The organism is Paracoccus homiensis (assembly GCF_900111675.1).
Lineage (GTDB): Bacteria > Pseudomonadota > Alphaproteobacteria > Rhodobacterales > Rhodobacteraceae > Paracoccus > Paracoccus homiensis.
In genome coordinates this window covers 45,374-69,105 of sequence record NZ_FOHO01000014.1, presented here as the reverse complement: position 1 = coordinate 69,105, position 23,732 = coordinate 45,374, and the positions used below count along the sequence as shown (strand labels likewise).

The following is a 23,732-nucleotide window of genomic DNA, read 5'->3' as shown; positions in this document are numbered from 1 at the left end:
CTATTCCGCCGCAGGCAGGATCCGGCGCGCCATCTCCGCCTGCTGGGCATAGTCTTCCTGCCAATCCGATGGCCCGTTCGAGGGGCTGATCTGCACTGCCGTCACCTTGTATTCCGGGCAATTCGTCGCCCAGTCCGAGAAATCCGTGGTGACCACGTTAGCCTGCGTCGCCGGGTGGTGGAAAGTGGTATAGACCACACCCGGAGCCACGCGGTCGGTCAGGGTCGCGCGCAGCGTCGTTTCACCCGATCGGCTGGCAAGGCGCACCCAGTCCCCCTCGTTCACGCCGCGTTGTTCGGCGTCATGGGGGTGGATTTCCAGAATGTCCTCGGGGTGCCAGATCACGTTTTCGGTGCGGCGGGTCTGCGCGCCCACATTATACTGCGACAGGATCCGCCCGGTCGTCAGCAACAGCGGGAAACGCGGGCCGGTGCGTTCATCGGTCGCCAGATATTCGGTGACGATGAAATGCCCCTTGCCGGACACGAAGTGATCGACATGCATGGTCGGCGTGCCGTCGGGCGCATCCTCGTTGCAGGGCCACTGCACGCTGCCCTTTTCCTCAAGCATGTCAAAGCTGACGCCCGAAAAGCTGGGCGTGGTTGCGGCGATTTCATCCATGATCTGGCTGGCATGGGTATAGTGCCAGCTTGCGCCCATCGCATTGGCCAGAAGCTGCGTCACCTCCCAATCCTCATAGCCGTTCAGCGGTGCCATCACCTTGCGCACGCGGTTGATGCGGCGTTCGGCATTGGTGAATGTGCCCTCCTTTTCCAGGAAGGACGATCCGGGCAGAAAGACATGGGCGTAATTCGCGGTCTCGTTCAGGAACAGGTCATGGACGATGACGCATTCCATCGCCTTCAGACCGGCGGCGACATGATGGGTGTCGGGGTCCGATTGCAGGATATCCTCGCCCTGGCAATACAGGCCCTTGAACGTGCCCTCGACGGCGGCGTCCAGCATGTTGGGGATGCGCAGGCCCGGTTCCGGGTCGATTTCCACGCCCCAGGCCTTTTCAAAGATCGCGCGCACATCGGGCAGCTTCACATGGCGATAGCCCGGCAGCTCATGCGGGAACGACCCCATGTCGCAGGACCCCTGCACATTGTTCTGGCCGCGCAGCGGGTTCACGCCCACGCCCTCGCGCCCGACATTGCCGGTCAGCATGGCCAGGTTCGCAATGCCCATCACCGTGGTCGAGCCCTGGCTGTGTTCGGTCACGCCCAGCCCGTAATAGATCGCGCCATTGCCCCCGGTCGCGTAAAGCCGCGCGGCCTCGCGCAGGTCCTTGGCGGGCACCTGCGTCAGCGCCTCGACCGCCTCTGGGCTGTGGCGGTCCTGGCTGACGAATTCGGCGTAATGCTGAAACTCGTCCCAGTCACAGCGTTCGCGGATATAGGCCTCGTCCATCAGACCCTCGGTCACGATGACATGGGCCATGGCGGTGACGACGGCGACATTGGTGCCCGGACGCAGCGGCAGGTGATGGGCCGCCTCGACATGAGCGCTGCGCACGATATCGGTGCGGCGCGGATCGACGACGATCAGCTTGGCACCCTGACGCAGGCGTTTTTTCAGGCGGCTGGCAAAGACCGGGTGCCCGTCGGTCGGGTTCGCGCCGATGATGACAACAACGTCGGTCTTTTCGACACTGTCGAAATCCTGCGTCCCGGCCGAGGTGCCAAAGGTCTTGCCCAGCCCGTAACCGGTGGGCGAATGGCAGACCCGCGCGCAGGTATCTGTGTTGTTGTTCAGAAAGACGCCGCGCGCCAGTTTCTGCACCAGATAGGTTTCCTCATTGGTGCAGCGGCTTGATGTGATCACCCCGATCGAGCGGCGGCCATGCTTGTCCTGCAGGCCCTTCATCCGGTCGGCGGCGAATTTCAGCGCCTCGTCCCATTCGACCTCGCGCCAGGGATCCGCGATGTTTTCGCGGATCATCGGCTTCAGGATGCGATCCTTGTGATTGGCATAGCCATAGGCAAAGCGACCCTTGACGCAGCTGTGGCCCCGGTTCGCCTTGCCATGCTTGTAAGGCACCATGCGCACCAGCTGATCGCCATTCAGTTCGGCCTTGAAGGAACAGCCGACCCCGCAATAGGCGCAGGTGGTGATGACGGATCGTTCCGGCGTGCCCAGTTCGATCACCGATTTTTCCTGCAGGGTCGCCGTCGGGCAGGCCTGCACGCAGGCCCCGCAGCTGACACAATCCGAGGTCAGGAAGTCATCGGCGGCTGTGCCCGCGCTGACCTTGCTGTCGAAACCGCGCCCCTCGATGGTCAGCGCGAAGGTGCCCTGCACCTCTTCGCAGGCCCGCACGCAGCGCGAGCAGACGATGCATTTCGACGGATCGAAGGTGAAATAGGGATTGCTTTCATCCTTGGGAACATAGCGCGGATTGGCATGATCGACGGGCATCCGCAAACGCGCCTCGGACTGGCTGCGCGCGCCGGTGCCCGACGGGTCGAAATGATTGTCGCCGGGGGTATAGCGCACATCGCGCAGCCCCACCTGCCCCGCCGCATCCTGCAATTCGCAATCGCCATTGGCCGCACAGGTCAGGCAGTCCAGCGGGTGATCGCTGATATACAGCTCCATCACGCCCTTGCGCAGGCGCTTGATCTTGCTGGTCTGGGTGTGGACGACCATGCCCTCTGCGACCGGCGTGGTGCAGCTGGCGGGCGTGCCGCGACGGCCTTCGATTTCGACCACGCACAGACGGCAGGATCCGAACGCCTCAAGATTGTCGCTGGCGCACAGTTTCGGGACCATAATCCCGGCCTCGGCCGCCGCCCGCATGACCGAGGTTCCCTCGGGGACCGTCACCGGAAACCCATCGACGGTCAGCGTGACCGGGGCGCCCGTTTTTGCGGGCGTGCCCATGTCGCGATCATCGCCCGGCGGAAATTGCGGAATGATGAAATCTTTCATTCGGCGGCCTCCTTCTGGGTCGCAAAGTCGTCTGGAAAGCCCTGCAACGCGGACATGACCGGGAAAGGCGTGAACCCGCCAAGCGCGCAAAGCGAGCCGTCCTTCATCGTCTCGCACAGGTCGGTCAGCAATTCGGTGGCGGCGGCATCGCCCGCGGCGATACGGTCGATGGTCTCGACGCCGCGCACCGCGCCGATCCGGCAGGGGGTGCATTTGCCACAGCTTTCGACGGCGCAGAACTCCATCGCGAAACGCGCCATCTGCAGCATGTCGGCGCTGTCGTCAAAGACCACCATCCCGGCATGGCCGATCAGCCCGCCCTTCTGGTCGAATTCCTCGTATCCCATCGGCGTATCGAATTTCTGGACCGGCATATAGGCGCCCAGGGGTCCGCCGACCTGCACCGCCTTGACCGGACGCCCGCTGGCCGTGCCGCCTGCGATGTCGTTCACGACCTCGCCCAGGGTAATGCCAAAGGCGCATTCGAACAGGCCGCCCTGTTTGACATTGCCCGCGATCTGCAAGGTCGCCGTCCCGCGCGAACGGTTGACCCCGAAATCGGCGTAATGGGCTGCGCCCTTTTCAAAGATCACCGGCACCGTCGCCAGCGAGATGACATTGTTGACGACCGTGGGCTTGCCCAGAAACCCTTCCAGCGCCGGCAGCGGCGGCTTGGCCCGCACGACGCCGCGCTTGCCTTCCAGGCTGTTCAGCAGGCTGGTTTCTTCGCCGCAGACATAGGCGCCCGCGCCCATGCGGATTTCCATGTCGAACGCATGGTCCGAGCCCAGAACCCGTGGCCCCAGCACTCCCCTGTCGCGGGTGATGGCGACGGCGGCATTCATCACCCTGATCGCATCGGGATATTCGCTGCGCAGATAGACATAGCCCTTGGTCGCGCCGACGCCGATCCCGGCGATGGCCATGCCCTCGATCAGGGTGAAGGGGTCGCCCTCCATGATCATGCGGTCGGCAAAGGTGCCGCTGTCGCCTTCATCGGCGTTGCAGACGATGTATTTTTGGTCGGCCTCGGCCTGCATCACCGTCTTCCACTTGATGCCGGTCGGAAAGCCCGCGCCGCCGCGACCGCGAAGGCCGCTGTCGGTCACTTCGGTGACAATATCCTCGCGCGGCATGGCGATGGCGCGGCGCAGACCGGCGAGACCGCCATGCGCCTGATAATCATCCAGATCCAACGGGTCGATCACCCCGCAGCGGGCAAAGGTCAGCCGGGTCTGGCGGGCGAAGAACGGGATCTGCTCGACCGGGCCAAGCCCCGACAGCGTGCCCGCCAGCAGCGCGGGCACATCCTCGACCGAAACCGGCCCGAAACCCACGCGACCCTGATCGGTTTCGACCTCGACCAGCGGTTCCAGCCAGATCATGCCGCGACTGCCATTGCGGATGATCTGGACGTCAATTCCGCGTGAGGCGGCGGTTTCGGCGATGCTGCGCGCGACCTCATCGGCGCCGACGGCCTTGGCGGCGCTGTCCATGGGAACCCAAATCTTCATGCGCCCGCCTCTTTCAGCAGCCTGTCCATCCGCGCATCATCCAGCCGCGCGACGACCTTGTCATCCAGCATCGCGGCGGGCGCACAGGCGCACATGCCAAGGCAATAGACCGGCTCGACCGTAACCGCGCCGTTGGGCGTGGTGCCGTGCCAGTCGATGCCCAGCTTGTCCAGCGTCGCCTGCGCCAGCCGGTTGCCGCCCATCGCCTGACAGGCCTCTGCCCGGCAGATCTTCAGAATATGCTTTCCAGCCGGGGCCTTACGGAAATCGTGGTAAAAGCTGATGACGCCATGCACCTCGGCCCGGCCAAGGTTCAGAATATCCGACAGGACCGGAACGGCCGCCTCGGGGACATGGCCATACGCCTCTTGCACGGCATGTAACATCGGCAGAAGTGGTCCTTCCAACGAGGCAAGCGGCGCGGCGATGGCGCGAATATCCTCGGTGGTCGGCGCTGGCGCATTGGGATGCATGGCTGGCCTTTCAACATTCGTCAGGGAACCAGCAGACACGTTCGATGATCGGAAATCAATAATGCAGTTCCGTTGAACGATAGGGATTATCTATCAACCACCATACGCCGCGCCTCGGTCAGCAATGCCTCCAGGACCGGGGTGTGCGGCTCGCGCCAGGGGGCCACCAGACCGACGGCATGGGTGGTTTCGGGCTGATCCAGCGGGATCAGCGACACGGGTTTGCCCTGCGCCAGAAAACCCGCGATGTCCTCGGGCAGGATCGTCACCCAGCCCCCTTCCAGCACATGCGAGACCAGAACCACGGTCGAACTGCTTTCGACCGTCGCCTGCGGCGTTACTCCGGCCTCGGCCAGATTGCGGTTGATGATCCGCCGGTTCTGCATGTCGGATGTCAGCAAGCACAGCCGCTGGCCGTCCAGATCAGCCCAGCTGGCCCGCCCCTGCGCGGCCAGATCGCTGCCCGCCTCGCAAACCAGCATATAGCGTTCATCATAAAGCGGCACGGTTGAAACCTTGCCCAGGGGTTCATTGTCCAGATAGGAAATCCCGGCATCAATCTGCAGGTCGTCGATCATCTGCAGGATCTCGACCGAGGTGCGCGACAGGATCGTGAAGCCGACATTGGGGTGGGCACGTCCGAAACGTGCGCTGATCCTGGCCGCCCATGTCAGCGCGGTGGGAATGACCGCGATCCGCAACCGCCCCGACAGGCCGTGACGGCGGGTCCGCATCTCGTCGCGCAATTGCCGCGTATCTCCGACGATCCGCCGCGCCCAGATCAGCGCCGACTGCCCCTCGGGTGTCAGGCCGCCATAGCGCGAGCCGCGAAAGATCAGCAGCACGCCCAGTTGTTCTTCCAAATTCTTGATGCCCGCCGACAGCGTGGGCTGGGTAATTCCCAGCGATTGCGCCGCGCGTCCGAAATGCCCTTCCTTGGCGACGGCCAGGAACATTTCCAGCTTGTCGATCATCGGCGCCTCCTGCCCTTTGGCGGGGCATGAAGCGCCGAGATCATGTCGTCGTCAACCGGCTGTGGTCGGTTGCGCCTCGTCCAGCTGGTCCTTGCGGCCCAGCAGGCGGCGCAGGATCACATAGAACAGCGGCGCGAACAGGATGCCGAAGGCCGTCGCGGCCAGCGTCCCGCCCAGCACCGTCGCGCCGATGGCGTTCCGCCCGTTCGAACCCGCCCCGCTGGACAGGACCAGCGGCAGCACCCCCAGCGAAAACGCGATCGAGGTCATGATGATCGGGCGGAAACGCTGTCGCGCGGCCTCGACCACGGCCTTGTAAAGCGGCACGCCCTGTTCGGATTGTTCGCGCGCGAATTCCACGATCAGGATCGCGTTCTTGCCCGTCAGGCCGATCACGGTCAGCAGACCCACCTGAAAGAAAACGCCGTTGTCGAACTGCCCCAGCGTGGCCCCCAGCAATGCGCCCAACACGCCGATCGGCATGACCAGGATGACCGCGAAGGGGATCGACCAGCTTTCGTATAGCGCCGCAAGGCACAGGAACACTGCGGCCAGCGACAGGGCATACAGCATCGTTGTCTGCGAACCGGAATCGCGTTCCTCAAGCGACAGCCCGGTCCAGGCCACGTCGAAGCCCGGAGGCAATTGTTCGGCCAGACGCTCGATCTCGGCCATGCCCGCGCCAGAGCTGACACCCGGCACCGGGCTGCCCTGAATCTGCATCGAGGGCACGCCGTTATAGCGGTTCAGACCCTGCGGCCCGTAGGTCCAATCGCCTTCCGCGAAGTTGGAAAACGGAACCAGCCCGCCGGCCGAATTGCGCACCCGCCATTTTTCCAGATCGCTGGGGGTCGCGCGCGAATCCGCCTCGCCCTGCACATAGACCTTCTTGATCCGTCCCCGGTCGATGAAGTCGTTGACATAGGCGCCGGTCCACGCGGTCTGCAACAGATTGGCCACATCGGTCGCCGTGACGCCCATCGCGCCGGCCTTGCGCCAGTCGATATCCAGATTGAACTGCGCCGCGTCTTCCAGACCGGATGGCCGGACCTGCGCGATCAGATCGCTTTGCGTCGCCATGCCCAGCATCTGGTTGCGGGCTTCCAGCAGCTGTTCATGGCTTTGCCCACCGCGTGCCTGCAGGTAGAAGTCAAAGCCCGAAACGTTGCCAAGCTCGATCACCGAGGGCGGCACGACCGGAAAGACCATCGCGTCGCGGATCTGGCTGAAGGCCCCGAAGGCCCGACCGGCCATGGCCTGCACCCCCTGCGACGGATCGGTGCGTTCGTCCCAGTCCTTCAACCGCACGAAGGCAAGACCGACATTCTGCCCCTGCCCCGAAAAGCTGAACCCGGACACGCCAAACACGGATTCGACCAGTTCGCCTTCCTGTTCAAGGAAGTAATTCTCGACCTGATCGATCACCTCATTCGTGCGCTCGAACGTGGCGCCGGTGGGGCCCTGGATCAGAACGAACATGATGCCCTGATCCTCGTCGGGCAGGAAACCCTCGGGCGTGCGGGCAAACAGCAGGACCATCACCGCCCCCAGACCGACATAGACCGCCAGCGTGCGCAGCGGACGCCGCACCAGCCAGTTCACCGCACCGGTATAGCCGCGCGTGGTACGGTCGAAATTGCGGTTGAACAGACCGAAGAAGCCGCGCTTCTCGCCATGCGTCTGCTTCAGCAACTGCGCACAGAGTGCCGGCGTCAGCGTCAGGGCCACCAGCACCGACAGCGCCATGGCCGAGACGATGGTAATCGAGAACTGCTGATAGATCACCCCGGTCGAGCCCGCAAAGAAGGCCATCGGCACGAACACGGCCGACAGGACCAGTGCGATGCCCACCAATGCGCCGGTGATCTGCCCCATGGATTTGCGTGTCGCCTCGCGCGGGGAAAGCCCCTCTTCCTCCATGATGCGTTCGACATTCTCGACCACCACGATCGCGTCATCGACCAGCAGACCGATGGCCAGAACCATGGCCAGCATGGTCAGCGTGTTGATGGTGAATCCAAAGGCCGCCATGATCCCGAACGTGCCCAACAGCACGATCGGAACCGCCAGCGTCGGAATCAGAGTCGCGCGCCAGTTCTGCAGGAAGATATACATCACCACAAAGACCAGGACGATGGCCTCGATCAGGGTGTGGACCACCTCTTCGATCGAGATCTCAACGAAGGGGGTGGTGTCATAGGGGATCACGTATTCGACACCCTCGGGGAAGAATTCTGCGAATTCCTCCATCCGTTCCTTCACGGCCTCGGCGGTGTCCAGCGCATTCGCGCCCGGTGCAAGGCTTAGCGCCATACCCGATGCCGGGCGTCCGTTATACGTGGATTCCGCGCCATAGCTTTCGGCGCCGATCTCGACCCGCGCCACATCCTGCAACAGGACCAGCCCGCCATCCTCTTCGGCGCGCAGCACGATCTGGCGGAAATCCGCGGGCGTCGACAACAGCGATTGCGCGGTCACCGTCGCATTCAGCTGCTGGCCTTCGGGTGCGGGCTTGCCGCCGAACGCACCTGCCGAAATCTGCGTGTTCTGGGCCGAAACCGCCGCCACGATATCGGACGGGGCCAATTCATACGCCGCAAGCTTGGATGGATCCAGCCAGATGCGCATCGCATATTGCGCGCCAAAAACCTGAACGCTGCCGATGCCTTCGACCCGGCTCAGATCGTCGACGAGGTTCGACACCATGTAATCGGCAAGGTCGGTCTGGTCGTAATTCTCGTCACCGATCAGGCCGATCACCATCAGGAACCCGGCCGAGGATTTCTCGACCGTGACGCCCTGACGCTGCACGGCCTCGGGCAGCAGCGATGTCGCCTGTGACAGCTTGTTCTGAACCTGCACCTGCGCGATATCGACATCGGTGCCGGTCTCAAAGGTCAGGGTCGTGCTGGAGGTCCCCGCCGAGGTCGAGCTGGAGGACATGTACCGCATCCCGTCCAGGCCGGTCATCTGCTGTTCGATGACCTGCGTGACGGTGTTCGACACGGTTTCCGCCGAGGCCCCCGGATAGGATGCGTTGATCGACACCGAAGGCGGCGCGATCTGCGGATACTGCGCCACCGGCAGGGTCAGGATCGACAGCAGGCCGATCCCCATGATGATGATCGAGATCACCCAGGCAAAGACGGGACGATCGATAAAGAAACGGGCCATGGGGTTATCTCGCTCTGATCCTGGGCGGCGTCAGTTGCCAGCTTCGGTTGTCTCGCCCTCGGGGGCCGCATCGCCGTCTTCGGGCTGGGCCGCATCAGGTTCGGCCGCGTCATCGGACTGACGTTCCTCGGGGGTGACGGTCATGCCGCTGCCGATCTTTTGCAGCCCCTCGACCACAATGCGGTCGCCGGGCTGAAGGCCGTCGCGAACAACCCACTGATTGCCCAGATCCTGAATGATATCCAGCTGACGTTCCTCGATGACGTTGTCGGCATTCGCGACCATGGCGACCGGGCGGCCACGGCGGTCGCGGGTCACGCCTTCCTGCGGGGCAAGGATGGCATCGGGCAGCTGCGCCTGCGGCATCTCGACCAGCACATACATGCCGGGCAGCAGCAGACCTTCGGGATTGTCGAATTCCATCCGCAGCGTCACCACGCCGGTGGTTTCATTCACCTGGGGTTCGGCAGCGGTCAGCGAGCCTTCGTGGTCGTATTGACTGCCATCGGCCAGTTCCAGCGTCACGGTCCGGTCGGCGTCGCGCGACAGGCCCCCTTCGGCGCCCTGCCGCTGCCAGCGGACGATATCGGCGGCGGATTGGGTCACATCGACATAGACCGAATCGATGCTGCGGATAGTGGCCAGCGGGGTTGCCTGATTGGCCGAAACCAGCGCCCCCGCCGAGGTCTGCGCAAGACCGATCACGCCATCCAGCGGCGCGGTGATCGTGGTGTAGTTCAGGTTGATCTGGGCGGCCTGCAACTGCGCCTCGGCGGCCTGAACGGCGGCGAGGGCGGCGTCGCGATCGGCAATGGCGGTATCCTGCGACTGTTCACTGACGACCGAACGGTCGCGCAGCGCGGCAATGCGGTCGGCCTCGCGGCTGGCGGCATCGGCCTGCGCCTGTGCCTGTGCCAGCGACGCCTCGGCCTGCGCCACCGAGGCCTGATAGGTGCGCGGGTCGATCCGATACAGCGGATCGCCTTCCGAGACATGGCTGCCTTCGCTGAACAGACGCTCGGTCACGATCCCGGTGACCTGCGGCTTGATCTCGGCCTCGGCGCTGGCAACGACGCGACCGGGCAACTTCGAAGTCAGCGTCACATCCTGCGGCTGCAGCGTCACGACCGTGACCGCAGGCGGCGGGGCTTCGCCGCCTTGCTGGGCAAGCGCCGTACCCGCCGCAAAGACCGCGCCCATGATCGAGGCAGCCACCAAAATCCGAGATTGTGTACTCATGCCCGAAGCCTTGAAATCGCCAATGTCCCATCGAATTCCGCAGACTTCGAGCCTTTCGAAGAGCCGCGTTCAGGCGGGTAACTAGGTTCGCTCACCTTGTTTCACAACCGCTTGACTCAACATTTGATAGCTACAGCAGCTTTTTCTGCTGCGGGTCGGGGGATTTGCGCGTGCTTTTGGGCGGGGTGCCTTCCGGGCGGGCAGGCAAGGTTCCGTCGTGGAATTCCAGCTCGATCCGGGGATGGCGTCTTGCCTCTTCGGCCGAGGTCACAAGCCCGCTGCCGTGGCGCACGACCGCATAGCCGCGTTTCAGCGTCTCGCGATACCCCAGCCCGGCGCGCAGCCGATCGATGCGCGCGACCTCGGCCTTGCGCGCGTCGATCAGGCGGGACATCCCCTGATCCAGGCGCTGCGACAGCCCTGCCAGCCGCTCGGATTGGGTGGTGATCGCGCGACCGGTCACCGCGACGGTGCGGCGCAGCGAATTGTCCAGCCGTTCCTGCAACTGACCCAGACGGTCGCGGCGGCGATCCATGCGTCGGTCCAGCCCGCCATCCAGCCGCGCCAGAACCCGTTCCAGCCCGTGGCGCTTGGCCGACATGAACTGCCGCAGCGTAGCGGCGGGCATCGGGCGCGAGGCCAGATCCTGCCGCCTGCTGCGCACCAACCCGCGCAGCGCCGGGTCCAGCCTTGCGCCCCACAGGTCCAACCGCTGACGCGGGCCTTCGACCAGCACGCCGGGACGCCCCATCGCGCGGGCCAGATCGCGCAGCCGTTGACGGGGCCGGTCGATGCGCTGGGTGCTGGCACGGGTCATGCGGGCGGCAGATTCGGCCAGTCGCGCGGACAGGTCCGACCGCACCGGCACGGCGATTTCCGCGGCCGCCGTCGGCGTCGGCGCCCGCCGGTCCGAAGCGAAATCGATCAGCGTCGTATCGGTTTCATGCCCCACCGCCGAGATCAGCGGGATCGCACTGTCAGCAGCGGCACGAACCACGATTTCTTCGTTGAAACCCCAAAGATCCTCAAGGCTGCCGCCCCCGCGCGCCACGATGATCAGGTCGGGGCGCGGCACCGGACCCTGCCCGTCCAGCGCATTGAACCCCCGGATCGCGTTGGCCACCTGCGGGGCACAGGCCTCGCCCTGCACGGCCACGGGCCAGATCAGCACATGGGTCGGAAAACGGTCGCGCAACCGATGCAGAATGTCGCGGATGACCGCCCCCGATGGCGAGGTGACGACCCCGATGACGCGCGGCAGGAACGGCAAGGGCCGCTTGCGATCCTGATCGAACAGCCCCTCGGCCGCCAGCGCCTTGCGGCGCTTTTCCAGCATCGCCATCAATGCACCCGCGCCCGCAGGTTCGATCTGATCGACGATCAGCTGATATTTCGACTGCCCCGGAAAGGTGGTCATGCGTCCGGTGGCGATCACCTCCATCCCCTCTTCGGGGCGCTGGGTCAGTCGCGCGGCCTGCCCTTTCCACGTCACCGCCGCCAGAACCGACCGGTCATCCTTCAGATCGAAATACAGATGACCCGATCCGGGCCGCGACACGCGCCCGATCTCGCCGCGCACGCGGACGCGGCCGAACTGGTCCTCGATGCTGCGCTTGACCGCGCCCGAAAGCTCGGACACCGTGAATTCATGGGCATTGCTGCCCGGCGCGTCTTCCAGAAGATCCATTCCTGCCGAACCCTGCGTCTTGTTCCCTCGCGGCCCTCAGACTAGAACGCGCCGACCCTGAGTGAAAGGGCGGCAAGCGAAAGGGCGGCAGATGAATATCCTGATCCTCGGCGGCGGCGGGCGTGAACATGCGTTGGCATGGGCCATCCGGCAGAATCCGAAATGCGACCGGCTGATCGTCGCACCGGGCAATGCGGGCATCGCCAGCTTTGCGCGCTGCGCCTCGATCAACATTGATTCACCCGCCGACGTGCTGACCTTCGCCGAAGAACATGCCATCGATTTCGTCGTCATCGGCCCCGAGGCGCCGCTGGCCGCGGGCGTATCCGATGCGCTGCGCGAAGCGGGCCTGCCGGTTTTCGGACCGTCCCGCGCGGCCGCCCAGCTTGAGGCGTCAAAGACCTTCACCAAGGAAGTCTGCGATGCCTGCGACGCCCCCACCGCCGCATGGGCCCGCTTTACCGAGGCCGCGCCCGCCTGCGCCTATGTCAGCGAAAAGGGTGCCCCCATCGTGGTCAAGGCCGATGGGCTGGCCGCAGGCAAGGGCGTGACCGTGGCCGAAACCGTGGCGCAGGCGCATGAGGCCATCGCCCAGATCTTCGACGGCGAATTCGGCGACACCTCGGTCGTGATCGAGGAATTCATGGACGGCGAAGAGGCCAGCTTTTTCATCCTTTGCGACGGCAAGACCTGCCTGCCCGTGGGCACGGCACAGGATCACAAACGCGTCGGCGACGGCGATACCGGCCCGAATACCGGCGGCATGGGCGCCTATAGCCCCGCCCCGATCCTGACCGAGGCGTTGCAGGATCAGGTCATGGACCGCATCGTCCGCCCGACGATGGCGGAAATGGCTGATCGCGGCATGCCGTTTCAGGGCGTCCTTTATGCCGGGCTGATGATCAAGGACGGACAGGCGCGGCTGGTCGAATACAATGTGCGCTTCGGTGACCCGGAATGCCAGGTTCTGATGATGCGGTTGGGCGGTCAGGTTCTTGACCTGCTGCTGGCCTGTGCCGAAGGGCGTCTGGATCAGGCGCAGGTCACCTGGGCCGAGGATCATGCCCTGACCGTGGTGATGGCCGCGAACGGCTATCCCGGTGAATACGAAAAGGGAAGCGTGATCAATGGCCTGAGCAACCTTCCTGAAACCAGTTTCGAGATGGTGTTCCACGCCGGGACCAAGGATCAGGACGGACAGGTCGTCGCCAGCGGGGGCCGGGTTCTGGCCTGCACCGGACGCGGCGCGACGCTGACCGAGGCCCATCAGCGCGCCTATGATCTGGTTGACCGCATCGACTGGCCGCAGGGCTTCTGTCGTCGTGACATCGGCTGGCGCGCCCTGCCGCATTAGGCTGACGTAGGGTCGGACTTGAAAATTCGCCCCGCCGAACCGATTTCGGCGGGGTTCGGCATGGGTCGAACGTCGAAACGGATCAGGGCGTGCTTCATCTTCGCTTTCCCTTTCGCAGGCCCCGCCCACAGGGCTTGCCACTGTTGACCCGGCTTGCGGGCCGGTTCCGGCTGCGCGGGCTGGATCAAGCCGACGCGCCGGCTGTCAAGGCGCATTTCCTGCGGCTTTCGCCCGAGGCCCGCGGCTCGCGGTTTCACGGCAGTCTCAGCGACGAGGCGATCTGCGCCTATGTCGATCGGATCGATTGGTCGCAGACCTATGCCTTTGGCGCTTTCGTGCGGGGCGACCTGCGGGCGATGTCTGAACTGGCCGCCTATCCCACCAGCGGCGCGGGCGAAGTCGCCCTGTCGGTCGAGCCGCAATTGCAGGGCAAGGGTCTCGGACGCACCCTGATCCTGTTGACGATGCTGGCGGCACGCCGGGTCGGCATGTCGTCGCTGCATCTGTTCTATCAGGCTGAAAATCAGTCGATGCGCAGCTTGGCGCGCAATCTGGGTGCGAAGGCGACCCGCGATGGCGGATCCTTCGACGGGGTCATTTCGGTGCGCGGGCGCAAGGACTGATCGTCACCTGCGCCCGAAACCGGCGGCTTCAGCTGTCGCTGTAAAGACCTTCATAGATCGGGATCAGCGTGTCGGTTTCGAACAGGCTGCTGACCGACGTGCCGTTCCAGATGTTCAGGATCGCCTGGGTGAACATCGGCGCGGTCGGCACGATACGGATATTCGGCGCATTCTTCACCGCCTCGGTCGGCTGGATCGAATCGGTGATCACCAGCGATTTCATCACCGATTTGCTGATCCGTTCGACCGCCGGGCCGGACAGGACGCCATGGGTGATATAGGCGTGCACCTCGGTCGCGCCGGCATCCGTCAGCGTCTGCGCGGCCTTGCACAGCGTTCCGGCCGTGTCGCAGATATCGTCGACGATGATGCAGGCCTTGCCTTCGACATCACCGATCACGGTCATCTCGGCGACCTCTCCCGCCTTTTCGCGGCGCTTGTCCACGATCGACAGGGGCGCACCGATCCGGGTGGCCAGTTCGCGGGCGCGGGCCACACCACCCACATCGGGCGAGACGACCATCAGATCGTCCATGCGACCCTTGAAGTGGTGCTTGACGTCCAGTCCGAAGACCGGGGCCGCGTACAGGTTATCGACCGGAATATCGAAGAAGCCCTGAATCTGCGCGGCATGCAGGTCCATGGTCAGAACCCGGTCCACGCCCGCCTCGGTCAGCAGGTTGGCGACCAGCTTGGCGCTGATCGGCGTGCGGGCCTTGGCGCGGCGGTCCTGACGGGCATAGCCGAAATAGGGGATCACGGCGGTGATGCGCGCGGCCGAGGACCGTTTCAGCGCGTCAACCATGATCAGCAGTTCCATCAGGTTGTCATTCGCCGGGTTCGACGTCGGCTGAATGATGTACATGTCTTCGCCACGAACGTTCTCGTAGACTTCGACAAAGATCTCGGCATCGTTGAAACGCTCGACACGGGCGTCGCACAGCCCCACATTCATGCCACGATGCATCGACATGCGACGGGCGATGGCCGAAGCAAGCGGCGTGTTGGCATTACCAGCGATGAGTTTGGGTTCTGTCATGACGGGCATGGAAGCAAGGCCTTTGGCGGGATTCGTCAGATTGCGAACGCCTTAGCACCGCGCTAGCCTCGCGGCAAACCTAGAAGGACCATGTTATGGCTAGCATCGACTATTATCTTGGGACAATCAGCCCGTATTGCTATCTGGCCGGGTTGCGGCTTGAGGAGATTGCCGAAAAACACGGCGCGACGATCACCTACAAGCCGGTCGACCTGATGCAGATGTTCGACCGCACCGGCGGGATCCGTCCCAAGGACCGCCATGTCAGCCGTCAGGAATACCGCGCGCAGGAACTGACCCGGTGGGCCGCGCATATGGGCGTTCCGTTTCACCTGAACCCTGCGCATTGGCCGACGAATATGGCTCCGTCCTCTTATGCGGTGATTGCCGCGCAGAATGCCGGCGGCGGCGATCTTGGCGGGCTGGTGCACGCGTTTACCCGCGCCACTTGGGCCGAACAGCGCGACATCGCGGAAGACAGCGTGATCCGCGATATCCTGCAGGCGCACGGCTTCGACCCCGATCTGGCCGACAAGGGCCTGTTCGTCGGCGCCGAAACCTATGGCCGCAACCTGGAGGACGCGGTCGAGGCCGGGGCCTTTGGCGCGCCGTTCTATGTGGTCCGCGAAACCGGACAACGGTTCTGGGGTCAGGATCGGCTGGATTTCCTGGAACGGCATCTGGCATCGCTGTGAAGGGGATCTACAAACGACACTGGCCGGGCGACCCTGACCGCCCGGCGCTGGCGCTGCATTGCATGCTGGCAAGCGGCGGCTATTGGCGTCCCATCGCGCAGCGGCTTGGCGGGCAGATCGATCTGCAAGGCTTTGACATGCCGGGCCACGGCCGCAGCGATCCGTGGGAACCGGGATCGGACGACGTGGATTTCCACACGGCCGTCACCCGGATTGCGGCCAGTTTCATCAACCGTCCGCTGGATCTGATCGGTCACAGCATCGGCGCGACCGTTGCCCTGCGCATCGCCGTCGCAGCCCCCGAGGCCGTGCGCACATTGACCCTGATCGAGCCTGTCCTGTTCGCGGCCGCCGACGATGCCGACCAGACCCTGCGCGACGCCGAGATGGAACGACTGATGTCCGAAGGCCAGATCGAAGAGGCGACGCGCCGCTTTCTGGCCGTCTGGGGCGGCCAGGGCTATGACGCCCTGCCCTCGATGCTGCAGCAGCAGATGCGCGAACAGATCCACCTCGTCGCGGCGACGGGTCCGGCCCTGTCGCAGGACAGCGCCGATATCCTGCGCCCGGACGGGTTGGAATCGATCGATGCGCCGGTCTTGCTGGTCTCGGGCGAGAATTCGCCCCCGGTGGTGCATGAAATCGCCGAACAGCTGGCGGCGCGTCTGCCGGATGTGGGCCGCGCCAGCGTGCCGGGCGCGGGCCACATGCTGCCGATCAGTCACCCGGACGAGGTCGCGGGCCTGATCGCGGTCAATCTGGAACGCGCCTAGAGGGTGAAATCATCCTCGTTCTGCACCGCGCCGATGGCCATCCAATCGGCGCGGATGCGGGCGACGCGCGTATCGCCCCAGGTCCGAAACACCACCTCGAACCCGTCGGGGGTCACCTTGTCGCTGGCAATATCGGCGCGCTGATTGTTGCTGCCTTCGATATCCCACATCGACACCGAGATATGGACGACCGGCGGCAGCAGAAAGCTGTCCGTGAACCGGACCTGCCGCCGCTCGACCCGCGGGCCCTCGCCAGCCCACATCGGACCGTTATCCTCGAAGGCCGAAAACAGCTGCAGACTGCCCTGACAGATGCCGATCGCGGTGTGATTGAAACGCTGCATGTCTCCCCCTTTGAACCAGATTAAACGCGTTCAAATCGCATGCGAAAGCCCCGGCGCGCGGCCGGGGCTTGTCTTTATCGTCAAATTTTCAACGATCTATCAGTCCGGGATCGTCGCCTGGTTCGGATCCAGACCGATATGGGTGCCCAAGGCCTCCATATCACCCAGAAGCTTGACCGCGGCGGTCACGATGTCTTCGCCCGTCGAATGCTTGTCGGCCTTTTCGACCGCAGCCTTCTTCTGGCGATGTGCCTCGGTCATCATCTCGTTGAAGATCTCTTGCGTGATCTCGGCGCGGGGATGACCGCGTTCGGCCAGCAGGCTGACCGAATCGGCGGCGATTTCGGCGAAACCGCCGGTCACGGCGAATTCCGACTGGTTGCCGTCACCGGCAACCACCGTGACAAGGCCCGGCCGCAGCGTGACGATGGTCGGCGCATGGCCGGGCATGGCGGTCAGATCGCCATCGGTCCCCGGCAGGCGCACCTCGCGCACGGGAACGGAGATCAGGCTCCGTTCCGGCGACACGAGATCGAACTGCATGGTATCGGCCATTTCGCCCCCTTACGCGGCTTCAGCGGCGAGACGCTCGGCTTTCGCCTTCACCTCATCGATGTCGCCGACCATGTAGAAGGCGGCTTCGGGCAGGTGGTCATATTCGCCGGCAACCACGGCCTTGAAGGACGCGATGGTTTTTTCCAGCGGCACCTGAACACCGTCCGAACCGGTAAACACCTTCGCCACGTCGAAAGGCTGCGACAGGAAGCGCTGGATCTTGCGCGCACGGGTCACGGTCAGTTTGTCTTCTTCCGACAGTTCGTCCATGCCCAGAATCGCAATGATGTCCTGCAGCGACTTGTATTTCTGCAGGATGCCCTGCACGTCGCGCGCCACCTGATAATGCTCTTCGCCGACGACGCCGGGATCCAGGATCCGGCTGTTGGAATCCAGCGGGTCAACGGCCGGGTAAATGCCCAGTTCCGAGATCGCACGCGACAGAACGGTCGTGGCGTCAAGGTGGGCGAAGGTCGTTGCCGGTGCGGGGTCGGTCAAGTCATCGGCCGGAACGTAGACGGCCTGGATCGAGGTGATCGAGCCGTTCTTGGTCGAGGTGATGCGTTCCTGCATCGCGCCCATGTCGGTGGCCAGCGTCGGCTGGTAGCCCACGGCCGAAGGAATACGGCCCAGAAGTGCCGACACCTCGGAACCCGCCTGCGTGAAGCGGAAGATGTTGTCGACGAAGAACAGAACGTCGGTCCCGGTCGAATCGCGGAACTGCTCGGCCAGGGTCAGACCGGTCAGCGCGACGCGCATACGGGCCCCCGGAGGCTCGTTCATCTGGCCATAGACCAGAGCAACCTGCGATTCGGCCAGATTGTCGGGCTTGATAACGCCCGATTCGACCATCTCGTGATACAGGTCGTTGCCCTCACGGGTCCGCTCGCCAACACCTGCGAACACCGAGTAGCCCGAGTGCACTTTGGCGATGTTGTTGATCAGTTCCATGATCAGAACGGTCTTGCCGACGCCTGCGCCGCCGAACAGGCCGATCTTGCCGCCCTTGGAATAGGGGGCCAGCAGGTCGATGACCTTGATGCCGGTCACCAGAATTTCCGACGCGGTCGCCTGAGCGGCGAAATCCGGTGCGGGCTGGTGGATGGCGCGGGTTTCGGTGACGGTCAGCGCGTCGCCTTCGTCAACCGGTTCGCCCACGACGTTCAGGATGCGGCCCAGGGTCGCGTCGCCGACCGGAACCGTGATCGGGCCCTTCGTGTCGGTCACGCCCTGACCACGGACCAGACCTTCGGTCGCGTCCATTGCGATGGTGCGGACGGTGTTTTCGCCCAGGTGCTGCGCAACTTCCAGCACCAGCTTCTTGCCGTTGTTGTCCGTTTCCAGCGCGTTCAGAATTGCGGGCAGGTGGTCTTCGAACTGCACGTCTACGACGGCGCCGATCACCTGCGTGATTTTACCAGTGGCCTCTGCCATGATGTCACCTCTGCGTTACGGTCAGAGCGCCTCGGCGCCCGAAATGATTTCGATGAGTTCCTTGGTGATCGCTGCCTGACGCGAGCGGTTATACTCGGTCGTCAGTCGGTCGATCATGTCGCCCGCGTTGCGCGTGGCGTTGTCCATGGCACTCATCCGCGCCCCCTGTTCGGAGGCCGCATTTTCCAGAAGCGCCGCAAAGATCTGCGTCGCCACCGAGCGGGGCAGCAATTCGGCCAGAATGGCCTCTTCGCCGGGCTCGTAGTCATAAAGCGCCGAGGTATCGGCCGCCTGATCGCCCTGCGGCGCTTCGGCGGGGATGATCTGACGTGCCGTCGGGATCTGGCTGATCACCGATTCGAACCGGTTGTAAAAGATCGTGGCGACGTCGAATTCGCCCGCTTCGAACCGGTCCAGAACCTGATCGGTGATCTGGCGGGCGTTTTCATAGCCCACGCGCTTGACCTCGGACAGATCGACATGGCTGACAAACAGGCTGCCATAGTCACGCTTCAGCTGCTCGCGGCCTTTTTTGCCGACGGTCAGGATCGTCACGTCCTTGCCCTGGCCCCGCAGCTTTTCGGCATGCTGGCGCGCCAGCTTGACGATCGAGCTGTTGAAGCCGCCGGCAAGACCACGTTCCGCGGTCATCACCACAAGCAGATGCTTCTGTTCCGAGCCCGTGCCCGACAGCAGGCGCGGCGCCGTTTCCGAACCGGCCGCACTTGCGGTCAGCCCGGCCATGACGGCGGCCATGCGGTCGGCATAGGGGCGCGCGGCCTCCGCCGCGTCTTGCGCACGGCGCAGTTTCGCGGCGGCGACCATTTGCATCGCCTTGGTGATCTTCCGCGTGTTCTTGACGCTTCCGATCCGGTTTTTGAGTTCCTTGAGACTGGGCATCTATCCCCCCTCTCAGGCGCGGGTCTTGCTGTATTCGTCCAGCGCCGCCTTGATCGCGTTTTCCAGATCGCCCGCAACCTTGCGGTCGTTCTTGGTCATGTCGTCCAGCAGGTCAGCCTTCTGGTTGCGCAGGAACTGGATCAGGCCCTGTTCCCATGCCACGACTTCGCGCACCGGCACGGTGTCGATGTAACCTTTGGTGCCGGCATAGATGACAATCACGATTTCAGCGTTGGTCAGCGGCGAATACTGCGGCTGTTTCATCAGCTCGGTCAGGCGCGCACCACGGTTCAGCAGTCGCTGGGTCGCGGCGTCCAGATCCGAACCGAACTGGGCAAAGGCCGCCATTTCGCGATACTGCGCCAGTTCCAGCTTGACCGGACCGGCAACCGATTTCATCGCCTTGGTCTGTGCCGACGAACCCACGCGGCTGACCGAAAGACCGGTGTTCACGGCCGGACGGATGCCCTGGAAGAACAGTTCGGTTTCCAGGAAGATCTGGCCGTCGGTGATCGAGATCACGTTGGTCGGAATAAAGGCCGACACGTCGCCGCCTTGGGTTTCGATGATCGGCAGGGCCGTCAGCGAGCCTGCGCCATATTCCTCGTTCAGCTTGGCCGAACGCTCCAGCAGGCGCGAGTGCAGGTAGAAAACGTCGCCCGGATAGGCTTCGCGGCCGGGCGGGCGGCGCAGCAGCAGCGACATCTGACGATAAGCAACGGCCTGCTTGGACAGGTCGTCATAGATCATCAGCGCGTCCATGCCGTTGTCACGGAAATACTCGCCCATGGCGGTCGCCGAATAGGGTGCGAGGAACTGCATCGGCGCGGGGTCCGACGCGGTTGCGGCGACGACGATCGAATAGGCCATCGCGCCGGTTTCTTCCAGCTTCTTCACCAGCTGCGCAACGGTCGAACGCTTCTGGCCAACGGCGACATAGACGCAATACAGCGACTTCATGCCGTCTTCTTCGCGGCCGTTGTAGTTCTTCTGGTTCAGAATGGTGTCCAGCGCGATCGCGGTCTTGCCGGTCTGGCGGTCACCAATGATCAGCTCGCGCTGGCCGCGGCCGACGGGGATCATCGCGTCGATGGCCTTCAGGCCGGTCGCCATCGGTTCGTGAACCGATTTGCGCGGCATGATGCCCGGTGCCTTCACGTCGGCGACGGCGCGGGTGTCGCTCTCGATCGGCCCCTTGCCGTCGATCGGGTTGCCCAGTGCGTCGACGACGCGGCCCAGCAGGCCCTTGCCGACGGGGACGTCCACGATCGAGCGCGTGCGCTTGACGGTGTCGCCTTCCTTGATGTCACGGTCGTCGCCGAAGATCACGACACCGACGTTGTCGGTTTCGAGGTTCAGCACCATGCCCCGGACGCCGCCGGGGAATTCGACCATCTCACCGGCCTGCACCTTGTCGAGGCCGTAGACACGGGCGATGCCGTCACCGACCGACAGCACCTGCCCCACTTCGGCCACTTCGGCTTCCTGACCGAAGTTCTTGATCTGATCCTTGAGGATCGCCGAAATCTCGGCAGCCTGGATTCCCATTATCCGACCTCTTTCATAGCATTCTGGAGGGAGGCGAGCTTCGAGCGGATCGAGCTGTCGATCATCTGCGAGCCCATCTTGACAATCATTCCGCCGATGAGAGCCTCATCGACGCGGGTATTCAATTTGACCGTCTTGCCCGACTTCTTCGCCAGCGTGTCACGCAGGCGGTTCTGCTGGTCATCGGTCAGCGCGACGGCGCTGATCACATCGGCGGTCACTTCGCCACGCTCCTGCGCGATCAGTGCCTGAAGCTGGGACACCAGCTGCGGCAGTACGAACAGGCGCCGGTTCTTCGCCATCAGCTGCAGGGTGTTCGACATCGTGGCCGACAGGCCCATCTTGTCGGCCAGCGCGCCGATGGCACGGTTCTGCTGGTCGCGGCTGTAGATGGGCGAGGTGATCAGGCTGCGCAGATCGCTGCTGTCATGCAGCGCCGCACCCAGATCGTCGGTCTGTTGGGCCAGTTGATCCAGCCCTCCTTCTTCTTTCACGATGTCGAAGACGGCCTGCGCATAGCGCCCGGCGATGCTCTGGGACATGGAAACAGAGTTGGCCACGGTCATCCTTCACGGTTTGCGCAAACCCCGCTGGCGGGCCGGACAAGGGATCCGGTCTGTCGCGGGGTGCGGGTCGCAGTCAAACGGCCTGTGGACGGCCATTCGGAAATCTGCGGCGTCTCTAGCACCTGATTCAAGACCCGGCAACCGTCAAGCACACGGAATCGCGAGGGATGCGACCTTTGGATCGCAGTTCTTGAATTGACGTTGCGGATCGGAGACATCGCCACCCCGAACATCGCGAGGCAAGACGGTACAAGGCCGCCCCGAAACCATCGGCGCGGCCCTGACAGGAAGTCCGGAAGATCAGTGGCGCAGGCTCAGTTCGCGGCTGAATGACTCGCGGGCGAAGTGGCGAATGCGTGAAGGTCGCCCGGCATCGGGCGCGGCGGGTCCGGGTGCGGTCGCGGTCATCCATTCCGGCGCCTCGACCAGCTGCGGCCGGGCAACCAGCGCGCCAAGCTGCCCGACGTCACAGGGCCAGCTGTCCTGGGTCACCTCGCAGCGGGCGCGGGTCGCGCGATGGGCGTCCAGCAGATGGCCTGCGCCCTTGCGCGACAAGGCATATCCGGCAGGCAGGGCATCGCTGACGGCCAGCGGTCGCAGGCGCACCCCCGGCGAGGCATCGCTTGCCCCCCAGCGCCAGACACGGGCGCGACCGTGGCACAGCTGCGTCAGTTCGGAATGCAGATACCCGCCCGCCGCCAGAAAGCCGACGAAGCCGGGCAGCAATTTGACACCATCTTCCAGAAGGATCGCACCGGGCAGGTCATCCTGAACCACCTGACGCCAGACCCTGCGATGCAACTCGGGGCGCCCCCCGACCGGAGAGGCGCCCCGCACAGTTTCGAGCACACGAAAGGGCAAACGGAACGACCGCAAAGCCTCGGTCAGTTTGCCTTCACGACGCTGCATCCCAGCACCGCAGAGGATAAAAATCGGCCAGCCTTCAAGCGCCGGCGACACACAAAGCGCACACATGACACGTCACCATTTAAAAACTTACCACTTGGTCAATATGCGCAAAAAAGCGCCGATTCGGCTAGTTCACCTTTAGGACAAGTTTCGGCATTTAGTGATCTCCTGTCAGGAGACTAGATGACCTAACGGCACCTTGTGACGCCACTGTCGCGGCGGGTCGCCGGACTGCCATGCGGCTGGCGGATCCCCACGCCGTCCAGAATGTCCAGAGGGTTCGGGACATGCACCTTGACCCCCGGCCCGATCGGCGCGCGGGTCTGTTTCGACAGCTCGACCATGACCACTCCGGCGATCAGCACACGGCTGATCCTGGCCCCGGCGCGTTCCCACATCTGGGCGCTGCGCAGCCAGAAACGTCGATCGGACGGCGGGATATAGACGGCGGATCCCGACCACTCGCTGACGAAACCTGCCTTGCGCATCTGGGTTTCAAGCTGCCCCGCCGTATAGCTGCGACCAAGGCCAAAGGGCGTGCGGTCGGATGCGGCCCACAGTCCGGCCCGGTTCGGGACCATCACGATCATCCGCCCCCCCGGCCCCAGCACGCGCCATGCCTCGGCCAGCAGGGCGGCGGGATGATCGCTGGTTTCCAGCCCGTGCAGCATGACCAGCCGATCAAGGCTGCCGGTTTCAAGCGGCCACGCGGTTTCGTCGCACAGAACGCTATGGTTGGGCATTCCCGCAGGCCAGCCCATGACCCCCTGCGGTCCCGGCATCAGCGCCGTGACCCGCCTTGCCGGGGCCAGATATGGCCGCAGCATCGGCGCGGCAAAGCCATAGCCCGCCACGTTCATGCCCTTGCTGCGGGCCGGTTGCCAGCGCAGAATCAGCCGATCGCGCAGGATCCGCTGAACCACCCGGCCCAGTGACCGCTGGTAATAGAAGCGGCGCAGATCCTCGATATCATGATGCATTGCACCCCGGCCCCGGT

20 protein-coding genes are annotated in these 23,732 nt (G+C 64.1%); 4 read left to right on the top strand and 16 right to left on the bottom strand.

From position 1 onward, the window contains the following. The 7 genes from fdhF to xseA all read right to left on the bottom strand — a co-directional run bounded on the left by fdhF (window position 1) and on the right by xseA (window position 11,995). The gene (gene fdhF / locus BMX67_RS15520; protein ID WP_090736966.1) at window positions 1-2,934 is read right to left on the bottom strand and encodes a formate dehydrogenase subunit alpha; all 2,934 of its coding nucleotides are present in this window, start codon (window positions 2,932-2,934) and stop codon (window positions 1-3) included. Further along, window positions 2,931-4,448 carry a formate dehydrogenase beta subunit gene (locus BMX67_RS15515; RefSeq protein WP_090736964.1) on the bottom strand — a complete coding sequence of 506 codons (1,518 nt, stop codon included), beginning with the start codon at window positions 4,446-4,448 and terminating at the stop codon, window positions 2,931-2,933. Before BMX67_RS15515 ends, fdhF begins: the two co-directional genes overlap by 4 nt. Beyond that, window positions 4,445-4,921: a formate dehydrogenase subunit gamma gene (locus tag BMX67_RS15510; RefSeq protein ID WP_090736962.1), complete on the bottom strand. Its 477-nt coding sequence runs from the start codon at window positions 4,919-4,921 to the stop codon at window positions 4,445-4,447. The genes BMX67_RS15515 and BMX67_RS15510 overlap by 4 nt, the downstream gene beginning before the upstream one ends. Window positions 4,922-5,007: 86 nt before the next feature. Beyond that, the gene (locus tag BMX67_RS15505) at window positions 5,008-5,895 is read right to left on the bottom strand and encodes a LysR family transcriptional regulator (RefSeq protein ID WP_090736959.1); all 888 of its coding nucleotides are present in this window, start codon (window positions 5,893-5,895) and stop codon (window positions 5,008-5,010) included. A gap of 51 nt (window positions 5,896-5,946) precedes the next feature. Continuing rightward, complete coding sequence (locus BMX67_RS15500) at window positions 5,947-9,069, bottom strand: efflux RND transporter permease subunit (protein WP_090736958.1); 3,123 nt, start codon at window positions 9,067-9,069, stop codon at window positions 5,947-5,949. Between the two features lie 30 nt (window positions 9,070-9,099). After that, window positions 9,100-10,308 carry an efflux RND transporter periplasmic adaptor subunit gene (locus BMX67_RS15495; RefSeq protein ID WP_090736956.1) on the bottom strand — a complete coding sequence of 403 codons (1,209 nt, stop codon included), beginning with the start codon at window positions 10,306-10,308 and terminating at the stop codon, window positions 9,100-9,102. A 130-nt stretch (window positions 10,309-10,438) separates the two neighbouring features. Beyond that, window positions 10,439-11,995: an exodeoxyribonuclease VII large subunit gene (gene xseA / locus BMX67_RS15490; protein WP_090736954.1), complete on the bottom strand. Its 1,557-nt coding sequence runs from the start codon at window positions 11,993-11,995 to the stop codon at window positions 10,439-10,441. A 91-nt stretch (window positions 11,996-12,086) separates the two neighbouring features. On the opposite strand from xseA, the gene purD reads away from it, so the two are divergent. Both purD and BMX67_RS15480 read left to right on the top strand, forming a co-directional pair. Further along, a complete protein-coding gene (purD, locus tag BMX67_RS15485; protein ID WP_090736952.1) occupies window positions 12,087-13,349 on the top strand; it encodes a phosphoribosylamine--glycine ligase in 1,263 nt (420 codons plus the stop codon). A 134-nt stretch (window positions 13,350-13,483) separates the two neighbouring features. Further along, window positions 13,484-13,972 carry a GNAT family N-acetyltransferase gene (locus BMX67_RS15480; RefSeq protein WP_175479936.1) on the top strand — a complete coding sequence of 163 codons (489 nt, stop codon included), beginning with the start codon at window positions 13,484-13,486 and terminating at the stop codon, window positions 13,970-13,972. A gap of 28 nt (window positions 13,973-14,000) precedes the next feature. Here the strand turns inward: BMX67_RS15480 and BMX67_RS15475 are convergent, their stop codons facing one another. After that, complete coding sequence (locus BMX67_RS15475) at window positions 14,001-15,020, bottom strand: ribose-phosphate pyrophosphokinase (RefSeq protein ID WP_090736948.1); 1,020 nt, start codon at window positions 15,018-15,020, stop codon at window positions 14,001-14,003. Window positions 15,021-15,106: 86 nt separating this feature from the next. On the opposite strand from BMX67_RS15475, the gene BMX67_RS15470 reads away from it, so the two are divergent. Both BMX67_RS15470 and BMX67_RS15465 read left to right on the top strand, forming a co-directional pair. Then, on the top strand, window positions 15,107-15,706 hold the full coding sequence (locus BMX67_RS15470) for a 2-hydroxychromene-2-carboxylate isomerase (RefSeq protein WP_090736946.1): 600 nt from the start codon (window positions 15,107-15,109) through the stop codon (window positions 15,704-15,706). After that, the gene (locus tag BMX67_RS15465; protein WP_090736944.1) at window positions 15,703-16,479 is read left to right on the top strand and encodes an alpha/beta fold hydrolase; all 777 of its coding nucleotides are present in this window, start codon (window positions 15,703-15,705) and stop codon (window positions 16,477-16,479) included. Before BMX67_RS15470 ends, BMX67_RS15465 begins: the two co-directional genes overlap by 4 nt. On the opposite strand, the gene BMX67_RS15460 is transcribed toward BMX67_RS15465, so the two are convergent. From BMX67_RS15460 to BMX67_RS15425, 8 genes are all read right to left on the bottom strand, one after another. Beyond that, window positions 16,476-16,823, bottom strand: a complete 348-nt coding sequence (locus BMX67_RS15460) for an H-type lectin domain-containing protein (RefSeq protein ID WP_090736942.1) — start codon at window positions 16,821-16,823, stop codon at window positions 16,476-16,478. The genes BMX67_RS15465 and BMX67_RS15460 overlap by 4 nt on opposite strands. Before the next feature lie 99 nt (window positions 16,824-16,922). Beyond that, the gene (locus tag BMX67_RS15455; RefSeq protein ID WP_090736940.1) at window positions 16,923-17,378 is read right to left on the bottom strand and encodes a F0F1 ATP synthase subunit epsilon; all 456 of its coding nucleotides are present in this window, start codon (window positions 17,376-17,378) and stop codon (window positions 16,923-16,925) included. A gap of 9 nt (window positions 17,379-17,387) precedes the next feature. Continuing rightward, window positions 17,388-18,812: a F0F1 ATP synthase subunit beta gene (gene atpD, locus BMX67_RS15450; RefSeq protein ID WP_090736938.1), complete on the bottom strand. Its 1,425-nt coding sequence runs from the start codon at window positions 18,810-18,812 to the stop codon at window positions 17,388-17,390. A 21-nt stretch (window positions 18,813-18,833) separates the two neighbouring features. Then, entirely contained in the window at window positions 18,834-19,712 is an 879-nt protein-coding gene (locus BMX67_RS15445) for a F0F1 ATP synthase subunit gamma (protein WP_090736936.1), read from the bottom strand. Window positions 19,713-19,724: 12 nt separating this feature from the next. Further along, the gene (atpA, locus tag BMX67_RS15440) at window positions 19,725-21,260 is read right to left on the bottom strand and encodes a F0F1 ATP synthase subunit alpha (protein ID WP_090736935.1); all 1,536 of its coding nucleotides are present in this window, start codon (window positions 21,258-21,260) and stop codon (window positions 19,725-19,727) included. Continuing rightward, a complete protein-coding gene (locus BMX67_RS15435) occupies window positions 21,260-21,820 on the bottom strand; it encodes a F0F1 ATP synthase subunit delta (protein WP_175479938.1) in 561 nt (186 codons plus the stop codon). The genes atpA and BMX67_RS15435 overlap by 1 nt, the downstream gene beginning before the upstream one ends. A 306-nt stretch (window positions 21,821-22,126) precedes the next feature. Beyond that, entirely contained in the window at window positions 22,127-22,735 is a 609-nt protein-coding gene (locus BMX67_RS15430; RefSeq protein WP_090736930.1) for a glycosyltransferase family 25 protein, read from the bottom strand. A gap of 188 nt (window positions 22,736-22,923) precedes the next feature. Further along, a complete protein-coding gene (locus BMX67_RS15425) occupies window positions 22,924-23,715 on the bottom strand; it encodes a class I SAM-dependent methyltransferase (RefSeq protein WP_090736929.1) in 792 nt (263 codons plus the stop codon). Window positions 23,716-23,732 lie beyond the last annotated feature (17 nt).